Origin of the sequence: Limnobaculum xujianqingii (genome assembly GCF_013394855.1) — a bacterium.
Lineage (GTDB): Bacteria > Pseudomonadota > Gammaproteobacteria > Enterobacterales > Enterobacteriaceae > Limnobaculum > Limnobaculum xujianqingii.
On record NZ_JABMLK010000001.1, the window covers coordinates 501,517 to 514,773 of the forward strand.

Here is a 13,257-nt window from a genome sequence, read left to right on the forward strand (position 1 = left end):
TTTGCTATATCACAGTTGATTAATCATCAACCGGAGCCGGTCTTGCTGCAGGAGCACTGGCATAATTAGTGGCAGCGTGACCACCGGCAGAAGGCTTAGCAGTAACTTCTTCTTTAGCTACAGCTACTGGCGCTTCTTCAGGTTTAGCTTGTGGTTCCACAGGAGCTTCTTCAGTTTCGGCTGTCTCTAACTCTGGCATGACTGGTTTAAAGGCCGGAGAACTGGCAACACTAGACACCTTCTTTTCAACCGATTCAGTATTAATAACCTCAACCACAGCTGCCTCTACTTCAACTACCGTTTGAATCACTTCTTCAACGATAGCTTCAGGTTCAGCACTAAATGCCGGAGAAGCAGCCGGAGCAGATGAACTACCGCCTGAAATCGCTTCAGATGCCGATACTGATTCACTCTTCAATGGCTTTGGTGCTTCAATCGGTGCGATATCAAGAGGTGCCGGTGCTTCAACATGCCATACAGTTTCTACTGATGGTGTGACAACCAGTTCAGTTGTTGGAGCTGATGGTTCATCTCTTTCAGCAATATAGGTTACCGCAATTGCTGGTTCGCTTACTGATACAACTGGAGTTGTTACTTCAGCAATTATTGCTGGCGCAGTGACCGGAAGTTCTGTTGGTGTTTCAACGACGACTGGTGCCTCAACAACAGCAGTGACAACAGATACAGCCTCAGTCTGTTGGTGATTAGCGGCTTCCAGAGCTTCAACTGGCTCAAAAACCTTCGCCTGTTCTGTTGCCAGTGCTGCATAGTTAATGCAGACTTTCCCTGACGCCATTTCTGGTGAAGCCATTGCCAGACTTAATGGCATAGGAGAAACAGTTGGATACTTCTCATCGCGATAACGACGACGGCGTTGTCCACTAACGCGCAGATGACGAGGGGAGCGACGAGAACGACGTGGCATACCGTTATTATCGGTTGCGTTGTTATAACCGTTTTTCTCTCCATCAATTTCATCAGCTGTCGGGGCTACGAAGTTTTCACTGATAGCAGTTGGCTGAGGTAGTAACTTAATTTCTTCTACCGGAGCAACATGCGTTTTCACCGCAGCGACTGGCGTGATATTTTCAGCCGTTTGGTCATTTTGAGCCGCAACACGAACCTTTTGGTTCATTTGGCGACGCTGACGACGCTGAGCTGGTGCCTGCGTCGGTTTTTCTTCCTCGGCAGAAACTTCATTTTCCACAACGGCTTCAACTTGCTCTACCTGCGCAGCTTGTTGCTGTTGTTGACGCTTGTCTTCATTACGACGACGTTGGCGTTCTGCTCGAGTCTCACGGCGGTTTTCATCACGAGTAGCAGTGGTAGCTGTAGCTTCCTGTGTATTATCTTGTGAAGCAGCCGTAGCCTGGCGGTTATTACGACGTGATTCCTGGTTGTTATCGCGGTTTTGACGATCGCCATTACGTTCATTCCGCTCATTACGGTCGCTGTTACGATCGTTATTACGGTCATTGTTGCGGTCGTTATTGCGATCTTTACGATTATTATTACGACGGTTGTTACGGCGATCTTGCTGGTTGCCGGAAGATTTCTCTGCTGCTGTTTTTTCAGCCGGAGTAGCAACGGTTTCTGCCGGTGCTAACAGATTTTTTAATCCGCTAACAAAACGAGAGAACAGACCCGGACCGGCTGGTTGGCTGGCGACAGGAGCTGCAACAACAGGTGCTTTTTTCTCTTCAACCGGGGCAGATTCCGTCGGCATTGAGAAGCTGGTTAATGCCGGTTGCTCAGGCATTTTACGCTCAAGAACAGTCTCTTCTTCGGATTCTGTTTCAGCTTCATGCAGCTGTGGCAACATGTAACTTAATACATTGCTTTCTTCGCCAGGTTTTTTACGAATAACTTCGTAATGAGGGGTATCCATACGATCGTTTGGAACCACCACTACGCGAACCTTACCGCCAGAACGTCGTTCAATAGCATTAACGGATTCACGTTTTTCGTTTAACAGATAAGAAGCAATTTGCACCGGAACAATGGCGTCAACTTCTTTGGTATTGTCTTTCAGCGCTTCTTCTTCAATCAAGCGTAGAATAGACAGAGATAATGATTCGTTATCACGTACGGTGCCGGTGCCATTACAGCGTGGACAGACGTGATGGCTGGATTCACCCAGAGAAGGACTCAGGCGCTGACGGGACATCTCCAGCAGGCCAAAACGGGAGATACGACCAATTTGAATACGGGCACGGTCCTGACGAACGGCATCGCGTAAACGGTTTTCTACTTCGCGCTGATGGCGAATTGGGGTCATATCAATAAAGTCGATAACGATCAAACCACCCAAGTCGCGCAGACGTAATTGACGGGCAATTTCATCAGCCGCTTCCAGGTTGGTATTAAATGCGGTTTCTTCAATGTCACCACCACGGGTAGAACGCGCGGAGTTGATATCGATAGCGGTTAATGCCTCAGTGGTATCAATAACGATAGAACCACCAGACGGCAGGCGTACTTCACGTTGGAATGCAGATTCAATCTGCGATTCAATTTGATAGTGGCTAAACAGCGGGATTTCACCGGTATAAGGTTTAATTTTACTGCTGAAATCCGGACGACCTAACGCTGCAATATGTTCTTTAGCCAGATCGAGAATTTTGATGTTATCGATCAGAATCTCACCGATATCCGGACGTAAATAGTCACGGAAAGCACGAACAATAACATTACTCTCCTGATGGATCAGGAATGGAGCAGGGCGACTTTCAGCCGCTTTTTTAATCGCTTCCCAGTGTTTTAACCGGAAAGATAGGTCCCATTGTAACGCTTCTGCAGATTTACCTACGCCAGCAGTACGGACAATTAAGCCCATGCCGTTAGGAATCTCTAATGAATCCAGTGCTTCTTTTAACTCCTGACGATCGTCACCCTCTATACGGCGAGAAATACCGCCAGCGCGTGGGTTATTGGGCATCAGAACTAAATAACTACCGGCCAGACTGATAAATGTTGTCAGTGCTGCGCCTTTATTTCCACGTTCTTCTTTATCGACCTGAACTATCACTTCCTGACCGACATGCAGTACATCCTTAATGTTAGGACGACCCTGAGATGCAGAATTAGAGGAAAAATACTCGCGGGAAATTTCTTTGAAAGGGAGGAAACCGTGTCGTTCTGCACCGTAGTCGACAAATGCCGCTTCAAGGCTTTGTTCAACGCGGGTGATCTTACCTTTATAAATGTTTGCCTTTTTTTGTTCATGCCCTGGACTTTCAATATCTAAATCATACAGACGTTGCCCGTCAACTAAGGCTACACGCAACTCTTCCTGTTGAGTTGCGTTAATCAACATTCTTTTCATTAAAAAATACTCATTTTTTTACATTGTCAATTGAGTCTACGCATAGAGGAACTGATGGACAGCGTTAACCGACGGCCCCGAGTCTTATCGCAAAATCGTCAACCTCACGGTTGTCGCCTGCACAGGGGCGCATTATCTCGGTAAGCCTGTATTTCTTTGTGAAAACAGCGCTTTTTATCGGGGAAAGCCGTTCCTGAAATCTGTGGAAATCGGGTCCCTTTATACTATCCAGGCCACTACCCGTAGCTCGCTAATTGCCTGATACTCAATGCGTCTTACGCCATTGCTGCACTACTTGAGCTATCTGCAAATTCATTTTTTCCCTGTTATCTCACTTTAAAGTGAGTCAGGGTAGAAAATCAGCCACATTATCAACTGCCAACTGCATTATGGCAAGGTGACTTTTACTCAGATGCGTAATAATGTAAAAAACGTGTTAAAGTTAACGCCGACAGAGGCTTACATGCCTGAATACGATGGCATACTTGCAACACGTATCTTATTTATTTTTCAGCTCAAATAGCACTATTGTTAAGTGTAGTCATTAAAACAGGTTAATAAGGCATATTTAGCAAAAAATGATCGTGCTAGAATCAGCGTTATGAAAACAAATCAACCAACTGTACAAACTGTCACCATTACTGCCGATACGGCAGGGCAACGCATTGATAACTTTTTGAGAACCATGCTGAAGGGCGTGCCAAAAAGTATGATTTATCGTGTGCTGCGTAAAGGTGAGGTTCGCGTAAATAAAAAACGTATTAAGCCGGAATATAAGCTGGAAGACGGCGATATTATCCGAATTCCTCCCGTTAGAGTGGCTGAACGTGAAGAGTCTGTAGTTTCAGCCAAATTAGATAAAGTTGCTGCACTGGAACACTGCATTCTTTATGAAGACGATCATATTCTGGTGATGAATAAACCTTCAGGAACCGCAGTTCATGGCGGAAGTGGTTTGAGCTTTGGTGTAATAGAAGGCTTAAGAGCGCTTCGACCAGACGCTAAATTTCTTGAGCTGGTTCATCGCTTGGATCGTGAAACATCCGGTGTTTTGCTGGTAGCAAAAAAGCGTTCAGCATTGCGTTCATTGCATGAGCAATTACGCTTAAAAACTATGCAAAAAGATTATCTGGCGTTGGTCCGGGGTCAATGGCAATCCCATTGTAAAGTGGTACAAGCTCCTTTACTGAAAAACGTCTTGCAGAGCGGTGAACGAATCGTTCGTGTTGATGCGGAAGGTAAACCTTCAGAAACGCGCTTTAAAGTAGAAGAGCGCTTTGAGTTTTCAACGCTGGTTAAGGCCAGTCCGGTAACAGGTAGAACCCACCAAATTCGCGTTCATACTTTGCATGCTGGTCATCCTATTGCTTTTGACGATCGCTACGGCGATCGGGAATTTGATCGACAGCTTGAACATACCGGTTTAAATCGTTTGTTCCTTCATGCGGCCAGTTTGCGTTTTGAACATCCCTCTAGCGGCGAAACCATGAGAATAGAAGCACCGATGGATAAAACACTTCATCGCTGTTTAATCGCATTACGGGCGCAAAAGTCTTAATTCTTCTGATGGCTCGCACTTTTGTTGTTTGATTAAACCGCAAAAGTGCGAATAGAAAATTTATTGAAATCAATACTGGTGACGCTGTCACGCTTTATTTTCGATTTAATGGGTTGATACCATTTTTTATCAACATATGATTAAGGGCAATTAAAGGAAGCCCAATCAGACTATTCGGATCCCGTCCCTCTAATCGTTCAAACAGTACAATGCCTAATCCTTCTGATTTAAAACTTCCTGCGCAATACCATGGTTGCTCTTGATCAACATAGACTTCTATTTCTTTTTGACTGAGATGACGAAAAAAAAACGTAAAAGGTTCACATATAACCTCTGCCTGCTGGTTATGACTGTTATATAAGCAAAGGCCGGTATAGAAGGTAATCGATTGTCCGCTGGCTTGAGTTAGCTGAGCGATAGCATTTTCTCTGTTAAGCGGTTTCCCGGTAATTTGGTGGTTTAACACGCATACCTGGTCGGAACCAATAATTAAACTGTCCGGATTATTTTTAGCCACAGCTTCAGCTTTGCTGGTTGCCAGTCGCATAACTAACGCTTCTGCAGATTCATTTATCTGAGGTGTTTCATCCACTTCTGGTGCAACACAAATAAAAGGAAGTCCCAGTTTTTCCAACAGGGCCTGACGGTAAGGTGAGGTTGAGGCCAAAATGAGTTTTGTCATATTTTTTCGTATAAACGCGTCGAGTGTGTTTAAACAAACATAATAAAGATAATTCATTGTTTAGCCATAAATAGGATAGGGCGAATATTTATTAGCAATGAAATATGGTTGTTAATTAATCACTCGTTATTGGTAATTAACATTATTTATCCCATACAACAAAGTTTATTAATTCATTACATAATGTGAGTGATGGTTTTTTTACTCTATAAATCAATGGGTAATATGGTTTTTGTTGCGTGTTTAATTTTTATTAAAACCATAGCGAAACCGCTCCGGCTGCTTTAAACTATGCCCACTCAAAAAAGCTGAGATCGTTAAAAGCACGTTATTTGCGTGCATTTCCTTTGACTATCAGCCATGACAACGATAATATGCGCGCCCTATGCAAAAGGTAAAATTACCCTTAACTATTGATCCGCTCCGTACGGCTCAGAAAAGTCTGGATTACTCAGGTATCTATTCAGGCGCTCAAGCCCAGCGGTTAGCAGAGTCAGTAGTAAGTGTGGATGGTGATGTTGAAGCTGAATTATCATTTAATATTGATAATCAGCGATTAGTTGTGATTACAGGGCAGGCCACGGTTCCCGTAACCTTGATGTGTCAGCGTTGTAATGGCAATTTTCCTTACACTATTCACGCAACGTATTGTTTCAGCCCGGTCAAGAATGATGAGCAGGCAGAAGCATTACCGGCAGGCTACGAGCCGATTGAAGTCGATGAGTTTGGCGAAATCAATCTGCTGGCAGTAATTGAAGATGAACTTATTCTTTCATTGCCAATAGCGCCGGTTCATGAATATGAACACTGTGAAGTGTCCGAAGCGGACATGAGTTTTGGTGAACTACCGCCAGAGGCGGAAAAACCAAATCCGTTTGCCGTATTAGCCAGTTTAAAGCAAAAGTAACCGAGGAGTAAGGTCGATGGCCGTACAACAGAACAAAAGTACCCGTTCAAGACGTGGCATGCGTCGTTCACATGATGCATTGACTACAGCTGCAGTATCTGTGGATAAAGTCTCAGGTGAAACTCACCTGCGTCACCACATCACCGCTGACGGTTACTACCGTGGCCGCAAGGTTATCACTAAATAATCACTGGTGATCCCTTGTCTCGTCTAACCATTGCGTTAGATGCTATGGGCGGGGACTTCGGTCCCTGCGTAACAGTGCCTGCAGCCTTGCAGGCATTGGCTTCTAATCCCGCACTCAATATCAAATTAGTTGGTAATCCATCGGATATTCAGCCACATCTTAATCAATGTGACTCAACTATTCTTGAACGTCTTCAGCTTATTCCCGCAGAACTCATGGTGGCTAATGATGCCAAACCTTCTCAGGCTATTCGTAATAGTCGAGGCACATCTATGCGTATTGCGCTGGAACTGCTAAAAGAGGGTGAAGCTCAGGCCTGTGTTAGTGCCGGAAATACCGGTGCCTTGATGGGGTTAGCCAAAATGATGCTTAAACCTCTGGATGGTATTGATCGCCCAGCATTGGTGACCGCCTTGCCAAATCAGAAAGGGGGGAAAACGTTGTTACTGGATTTAGGTGCCAACGTTGAGTGTGACAGTGACATGCTGGTTCAGTTTGCTGTAATGGGGGCAGTAATGGCAGAGGAAATTCTGCAGATTAACAACCCACGAGTGGCGCTACTGAATATAGGTGAAGAAGAGACGAAAGGCCTTGATAATATTCAGGCTGCTGCGGCTATACTCCGGAATGTTCAACAGATAAACTATATCGGTTATCTTGAAGGTAACGATCTTCTGACTGGCGAAACGGATGTGTTAGTATGCGACGGTTTTGTCGGTAACGTTACGTTAAAGACACTGGAAGGCGTAGTCAGAGTATTCCTTTCATTACTGTCGTCAGGGAAGCGGAAACGATTATGGTGGATGAAATTAATCAGTTACTGGTTTAAAAAGAGTCTTTCTAAACGTTTCGGCCATTTAAATCCTGATCGATATAATGGTGCCTGTCTGTTAGGATTACGCAGTTCCGTGATTAAAAGTCATGGGGCAGCAAACCAACAGGCTTTCACCGTAGCCATTGAGCAGGCAGTGCAGGCAGTGGAACGTCAGGTTCCTACGCAAATTGCTGCTCGCCTTCAGGCTGTATTACCTAAGAGTGAATGATCGTCCATGTATACAAAAATTCTCGGTACCGGCAGCTATCTGCCTGTACAAGTGCGTACCAATGCCGATCTAGAGCAGATGGTAGATACAACAGATGAGTGGATTGTCTCCCGTACAGGGATTCGCCAACGTCATATTGCGGCAGCGGATGAAACCGTTGCAACCATGGCATGCCACGCCGCTGATAAAGCGATCGAAATGGCAGGGATCGATAAAGATGATATTGGGTTGATTATTGTTGCAACCACATCATCAAGCAATGCTTTCCCCAGCGCAGCCTGTGAAGTGCAAAAATATTTAGGCATTAAAGATGCAGCAGCATTTGATATTGCTGCCGCCTGTGCTGGTTTTGCTTACGCAATTAGCGTTGCGGATCAGTATGTTAAAACTGGCTTTGTTAAAACCGCGTTGGTTATCGGTTCTGACGCGCTAAGTCGCACGCTGGATCCCGAAGATCGCGGTACCATTATTCTGTTTGGTGATGGAGCCGGTGCGATCGTGGTGGGTGCATCCGATGAGCCAGGAATTATTTCTACTCATTTACATGCCGATGGTCGTTATGGTGAGTTATTAACTTTACCTAATCACGATCGTGTTGATCCTTCCAAGCCTGATTATCTGACGATGAAGGGTAACGATGTGTTTAAAGTGGCGGTGACAGAGCTGGCCCACATTGTTGATGAAACCCTTAATGCCAATAATATCGATAAGTCTGAACTGGACTGGTTGGTTCCTCACCAGGCTAACTTCAGAATTATTTCCGCGACCGCGAAAAAACTCGGTATGGAAATGGATAAAGTGGTTATTACGCTTGATCGCCATGGTAACACTTCGGCAGCTTCAGTGCCTGCGGCGCTGGACGAAGCCGTTCGGGATGGGCGTATTCAACGTGGCCATCTTATTTTATTGGAAGCCTTTGGTGGCGGTTTCACCTGGGGCTCAGCACTAATTCGTTTTTAAGTTAAGATCTGGAAAAATAATTATGAGTCAATTTGCAATCGTATTTCCGGGGCAGGGTTCACAAACCGTAGGTATGTTAGCCGCACTGGCTGAAGAGTTTCCGGTAGTTCAGGAGACGTTTGCTCAGGCTTCTGAAGCACTGGGCTACGATCTTTGGGCACTGGTACAACAAGGGCCAGATACTGAACTGAATAAAACATGGCGGACTCAACCGGCACTGTTAGCTGCCTCCGTTGCTATCTGGCGCGTTTGGCAACAACAGGGCGGTAAACAGCCTTCAGTATTAGCTGGTCACAGTCTGGGTGAGTATTCCGCTTTGGTATGTGCTGGCGTATTAGATTTTAAAGATGCCATTAAACTGGTTGAACTGCGCGGTAAATTGATGCAAGACGCTGTGCCTGAAGGTACCGGCGCGATGTATGCCATTATTGGTCTGGATAATGAAGCTATCGCGAAAGCTTGCGAAGAATCAGCTCAAGGGCAGGTAGTTTCTCCGGTTAATTTCAACTCACCGGGTCAGGTGGTCATTGCTGGTAATAAAGAGGCTGTTGAGCGTGCCGGAGCTGCCTGTAAGGCTGCGGGTGCTAAACGTGCTCTGCCGCTACCAGTTAGCGTACCGTCACACTGTGCTTTGATGAAGCCGGCAGCAGATAAACTGGCTGAAGCATTAAAATCAGTTAACTTCAACGCACCACAAATTTCTGTCATTAATAATGTTGATGTTAAAGCTGAAACTGATGGCGAAGCAATTCGCAACGCATTGGTTCGCCAGTTGTATAGTCCGGTTCGCTGGACCGAAACCGTTGAACATATGGCAACCGAACAGGTGACATTCCTGTTGGAAATGGGCCCTGGAAAAGTTTTAACCGGATTAACCAAGCGCATTGTAGATACCTTGTCAGCCGCTGCGGTTAACGATCCAGCCAGCTTACAAAGTGCTCTGGAACTGTAAGCCGGAAACGAGTTTATCCTAAAGGGGAAATGCATGAAGTTAGACGGAAAAATTGCACTGGTCACTGGCGCAAGCCGGGGTATCGGCAAAGCTATCGCTGAAAAACTGGTTTCTGAAGGTGCTCGTGTTATTGGCACAGCAACAACAGAAAAAGGTGCTGAAGCGATTAGCGAATATTTGGGCACTCATGGAAAAGGATTGGCGCTAAATGTGACTGATTCCGCATCTATTGAATCTGTGCTCGAGACTATTCGTGCTGAATTTGGTGAAATCGACATTCTGATCAATAATGCGGGTATTACCCGTGATAACCTGTTAATGCGTATGAAAGATGACGAGTGGCAAGATATTATTGACACCAATCTGACGTCCGTTTTCAGATTATCAAAAGCAGTTATGCGTGCGATGATGAAAAAACGTTATGGTCGGATAATTACTATTGGCTCAGTTGTTGGTACAATGGGTAATGCAGGGCAGACAAACTACGCTGCGGCTAAAGCTGGCATTATTGGTTTTAGTAAGTCGCTGGCGCGTGAAGTTGCCTCAAGAGGCATTACTGTCAATGTTATTGCACCAGGTTTCATTGAAACTGATATGACGCGTGCATTGACAGATGAACAACGGTCAGGCATTTTGTCACAAGTCCCAGCTAACCGCTTGGGCGAAGCAAAAGAGATAGCCAGCGCTGCTGCATTTTTAGCCTCTGATGAAGCTGGATATATTACGGGTGAAACCTTACATGTGAATGGTGGCATGTATATGCTTTAAGAATCGCACTTTTTTTAAGCAATTTGCGCTAAATTTAGCTAAATAGTTTAAAATTGTGGTTCGACCAGCCGATATTTGGTTGCATCTTTTTCAACATTGAATAAACTACGAAAACCATCGCGTTAGCGAGTTTTGATAGGAAATTTAAGAGTATGAGCACTATCGAAGAACGTGTTAAGAAAATCATTATTGAACAACTGGGTGTTAAAGAAGAAGAAGTCAAAAACGCAGCTTCTTTCGTAGAAGACCTGGGTGCTGATTCTCTTGACACCGTAGAGCTGGTTATGGCTCTGGAAGAAGAGTTTGATACTGAGATTCCAGACGAAGAAGCAGAGAAGATTACTACTGTTCAGGCAGCGATTGATTATATCACTGCTGCTAACGCGTAATCAGACATATCTAGGCGGTCATTCGACCGCCTAAGTTTTTCTCATTTCCATATACAAATCATTCCCCCTCTGGAGGATTCAACGTGTCTAAGCGTCGAGTTGTAGTGACTGGAATGGGCATGTTATCCCCTGTCGGCAACACTGTAGAGACTACATGGAAGGCTCTCCTTGCCGGGCAGAGTGGTATCAGCCTAATAGACCATTTCGATACTAGCGCCTACGCAACGCGTTTTGCTGGTTTAGTTAAAGGTTTTGACTGTGAAGAGTACATTTCTCGCAAAGATGCCAGAAAAATGGACCCTTTTATTCAATACGGTATTGCTGCTGGCATCCAGGCCATGAAAGATTCCGGTATTGAAGTCACAGCAGAAAATGCACCACGTATTGGTGCTGCTATCGGTTCCGGTATCGGTGGCCTTGGCTTAATTGAAGAAAACCACAGCGCATTGATGTCTGGCGGTCCACGTAAAGTAAGCCCATTCTTTGTACCTTCAACCATTGTAAATATGATTGCTGGTCATCTGTCCATTATTTATGGATTAAGAGGCCCAAGTATCTCTATTGCAACGGCATGTACATCTGGCGTGCATAACATTGGTCATGCGGCGAGAATCATCGCGCATAACGATGCTGATGTGATGCTGGCTGGCGGTGGCGAAAAAGCCAGTACTCCTCTGGGAGTGGGTGGATTTGGCGCGGCTCGTGCGTTATCTACCCGTAACGATAATCCTCAGGCTGCCAGCCGCCCATGGGACAGAGACCGTGATGGTTTCGTGCTGGGTGATGGTGCCGGTATTATGGTGCTGGAAGAGTATGAGCATGCCAGGAAGCGTGGCGCAAAAATTTATGCTGAGATCGTTGGTTTTGGTATGAGTAGCGATGCTTATCATATGACATCACCACCAGAAGATGGCGCAGGGGCAGCATTAGCGATGGAAAATGCGCTACGTGATGCTAATGTGACGCCGTCACAAGTTGGTTATGTTAATGCACACGGAACATCCACTAACGCAGGCGATAAAGCTGAAGCGCAAGCGGTGAAAACTATTTTCAAAGAAGATGCGAAGCGTGTTCTGGTAAGCTCAACCAAATCGATGACGGGCCACCTGTTGGGTGCGGCCGGTGCAGTCGAATCAATTTTCTCTATCCTTGCTTTACGCGATCAGGCGATTCCGCCAACCATCAACCTGGATAATCCGGATGATGGTTGTGATTTGGATTTTGTTCCTCATGAAGCGCGTCAGGTAAAAGGAATGGAGTACGTATTATGTAACTCATTTGGTTTTGGTGGTACTAACGGTTCTGTACTGTTCCGTAAAGTGTAATGCCAGAATAAATAAGTTCTGTAATGAGTAAATAAACGGCCTGGTATATTCACCGGGCCGTTTTGCTTATAAAATCAGGATAATCTTGTTAAACGACCAAAACGTTTCAGAAACACGCTTGAAGGGAATGGCCAGGGCAATGAAGAAAAAAATTTTAGGGATCTTTGCAATCTTAATACTGGCTGGAGCCGCCGGTGTATTTGCCGGGTATCAATGGCTACAGAAATATGCAGAGACACCGCTGAATATTGAGCAGGAAACCTACTTTACGCTGCCAGCAGGAACCGGACGTGTGGGTCTGGCACAGTTGCTGGTTGATAAAAAACTGATTGATGAGATTAAGCCTTTCCCGTGGTTACTGCGAGTACAGCCAGAACTGGGTGGATTTAAGGCCGGTACCTATCAGGTTACTCCGGGAATGACGTTAAAACAGCTATTACTGCTGTTGCGTTCCGGTCGTGAAGCTCAATTCTCGATTCGCTTTATTGAAGGTACCCGAATGAAAGACTGGATACCTCTGTTAGCCGATGCCAATTTTTTACAGCACACCCTTCATGGTTTAACGAATAAAGAGATTGCGGAGAAGTTAGGAATTCAAGATCCTGAACATCCGGAAGGTTGGCTCTATCCTGATACTTATAATTACACGGCGGAAACCAGCGATCTGGCGGTACTAAAACGTGCTTATTCACGAATGAAGACAGCACTTGATGAAGCCTGGGCTGGCAGAGAAGAGAATCTTCCGTATAAGACACCATACGAAATGCTGACTATGGCATCGATTATTGAGAAAGAGACGGCATTAGACTCTGAAAGAGATAAGGTTGCATCGGTGTTTATTAATCGGATGCGTATCGGTATGAAGTTACAAACTGATCCGACGGTTATTTATGGTATGGGTGAGCAATATAATGGAAATATTACCCGTAAAGATCTGACTACAGCGACCGAATATAATACTTACGTGATTGGCGGTTTACCACCAACGCCAATCGCTATGCCGGGATTAGCCTCGTTGAAAGCGGCCGCCCATCCTGCAAAAACGCCATATCTCTATTTTGTTGCAGATGGCAAAGGTGGACACACATTTACCACTAATCTGGTGAGCCATAATCAGGCAGTACAGGTTTACCTCAAGACTTTACGAGCAGGAAAATAGGC

12 protein-coding genes are annotated in these 13,257 nt (G+C 45.3%); 10 read left to right on the forward strand and 2 right to left on the reverse strand.

Going from position 1 to position 13,257, the window contains the following annotated elements; genetic code table 11:
* Positions 1-19: 19 nt before the first annotated feature.
* Entirely contained in the window at positions 20-3,325 is a 3,306-nt protein-coding gene (rne, locus tag GOL65_RS01970) for a ribonuclease E (protein WP_218651998.1), read from the reverse strand.
* A gap of 601 nt (positions 3,326-3,926) precedes the next feature.
* Here rne and rluC point away from each other — a divergent pair.
* Positions 3,927-4,883, forward strand: coding sequence for a 23S rRNA pseudouridine(955/2504/2580) synthase RluC (rluC, locus tag GOL65_RS01975; protein ID WP_140918551.1), 957 nt, complete (start codon positions 3,927-3,929; stop codon positions 4,881-4,883).
* A gap of 94 nt (positions 4,884-4,977) precedes the next feature.
* On the opposite strand, the gene GOL65_RS01980 is transcribed toward rluC, so the two are convergent.
* Complete coding sequence (locus GOL65_RS01980) at positions 4,978-5,565, reverse strand: Maf family protein (RefSeq protein ID WP_140918552.1); 588 nt, start codon at positions 5,563-5,565, stop codon at positions 4,978-4,980.
* A gap of 385 nt (positions 5,566-5,950) precedes the next feature.
* Here GOL65_RS01980 and yceD point away from each other — a divergent pair, with 385 nt between their 5' ends.
* From yceD to mltG, 9 genes are all read left to right on the forward strand, one after another.
* A complete protein-coding gene (yceD, locus tag GOL65_RS01985; protein WP_140918553.1) occupies positions 5,951-6,472 on the forward strand; it encodes a 23S rRNA accumulation protein YceD in 522 nt (173 codons plus the stop codon).
* Between the two features lie 16 nt (positions 6,473-6,488).
* Positions 6,489-6,659: a 50S ribosomal protein L32 gene (gene rpmF, locus GOL65_RS01990; protein ID WP_108899505.1), complete on the forward strand. Its 171-nt coding sequence runs from the start codon at positions 6,489-6,491 to the stop codon at positions 6,657-6,659.
* 14 nt (positions 6,660-6,673) lie between these two features.
* A complete protein-coding gene (plsX, locus tag GOL65_RS01995) occupies positions 6,674-7,702 on the forward strand; it encodes a phosphate acyltransferase PlsX (protein WP_140918554.1) in 1,029 nt (342 codons plus the stop codon).
* A gap of 6 nt (positions 7,703-7,708) precedes the next feature.
* Positions 7,709-8,662, forward strand: a complete 954-nt coding sequence (locus GOL65_RS02000) for a beta-ketoacyl-ACP synthase III (protein WP_140918555.1) — start codon at positions 7,709-7,711, stop codon at positions 8,660-8,662.
* A 22-nt stretch (positions 8,663-8,684) separates the two neighbouring features.
* Entirely contained in the window at positions 8,685-9,614 is a 930-nt protein-coding gene (gene fabD / locus GOL65_RS02005) for an ACP S-malonyltransferase (protein WP_140918556.1), read from the forward strand.
* Between the two features lie 33 nt (positions 9,615-9,647).
* Positions 9,648-10,382, forward strand: coding sequence for a 3-oxoacyl-ACP reductase FabG (gene fabG, locus GOL65_RS02010; RefSeq protein WP_130591396.1), 735 nt, complete (start codon positions 9,648-9,650; stop codon positions 10,380-10,382).
* 152 nt (positions 10,383-10,534) lie between these two features.
* Complete coding sequence (gene acpP, locus GOL65_RS02015; RefSeq protein ID WP_029095374.1) at positions 10,535-10,771, forward strand: acyl carrier protein; 237 nt, start codon at positions 10,535-10,537, stop codon at positions 10,769-10,771.
* A gap of 83 nt (positions 10,772-10,854) precedes the next feature.
* Positions 10,855-12,096 (forward strand): beta-ketoacyl-ACP synthase II, encoded by a 1,242-nt coding sequence (fabF, locus tag GOL65_RS02020; protein WP_140918557.1) that lies wholly within the window; start codon positions 10,855-10,857, stop codon positions 12,094-12,096.
* A 139-nt stretch (positions 12,097-12,235) separates the two neighbouring features.
* Positions 12,236-13,255: an endolytic transglycosylase MltG gene (mltG, locus tag GOL65_RS02025; RefSeq protein WP_140918558.1), complete on the forward strand. Its 1,020-nt coding sequence runs from the start codon at positions 12,236-12,238 to the stop codon at positions 13,253-13,255.
* Positions 13,256-13,257 lie beyond the last annotated feature (2 nt).

Excerpts from the sequence above, each read along its gene's own strand:
- rne (WP_218651998.1), bottom strand. The coding sequence starts at position 3,325 with ATGAAAAGAATGTTGATTAACGCAACTCAACAGGAAGAGTTGCGTGTA.
- rluC (WP_140918551.1), top strand. The coding sequence starts at position 3,927 with ATGAAAACAAATCAACCAACTGTACAAACTGTCACCATTACTGCCGAT.
- GOL65_RS01980 (WP_140918552.1), bottom strand. The coding sequence starts at position 5,565 with ATGACAAAACTCATTTTGGCCTCAACCTCACCTTACCGTCAGGCCCTG.
- yceD (WP_140918553.1), top strand. The coding sequence starts at position 5,951 with ATGCAAAAGGTAAAATTACCCTTAACTATTGATCCGCTCCGTACGGCT.
- rpmF (WP_108899505.1), top strand. The coding sequence starts at position 6,489 with ATGGCCGTACAACAGAACAAAAGTACCCGTTCAAGACGTGGCATGCGT.
- GOL65_RS02000 (WP_140918555.1), top strand. The coding sequence starts at position 7,709 with ATGTATACAAAAATTCTCGGTACCGGCAGCTATCTGCCTGTACAAGTG.
- fabD (WP_140918556.1), top strand. The coding sequence starts at position 8,685 with ATGAGTCAATTTGCAATCGTATTTCCGGGGCAGGGTTCACAAACCGTA.
- fabG (WP_130591396.1), top strand. The coding sequence starts at position 9,648 with ATGAAGTTAGACGGAAAAATTGCACTGGTCACTGGCGCAAGCCGGGGT.
- acpP (WP_029095374.1), top strand. The coding sequence starts at position 10,535 with ATGAGCACTATCGAAGAACGTGTTAAGAAAATCATTATTGAACAACTG.
- mltG (WP_140918558.1), top strand. The coding sequence starts at position 12,236 with ATGAAGAAAAAAATTTTAGGGATCTTTGCAATCTTAATACTGGCTGGA.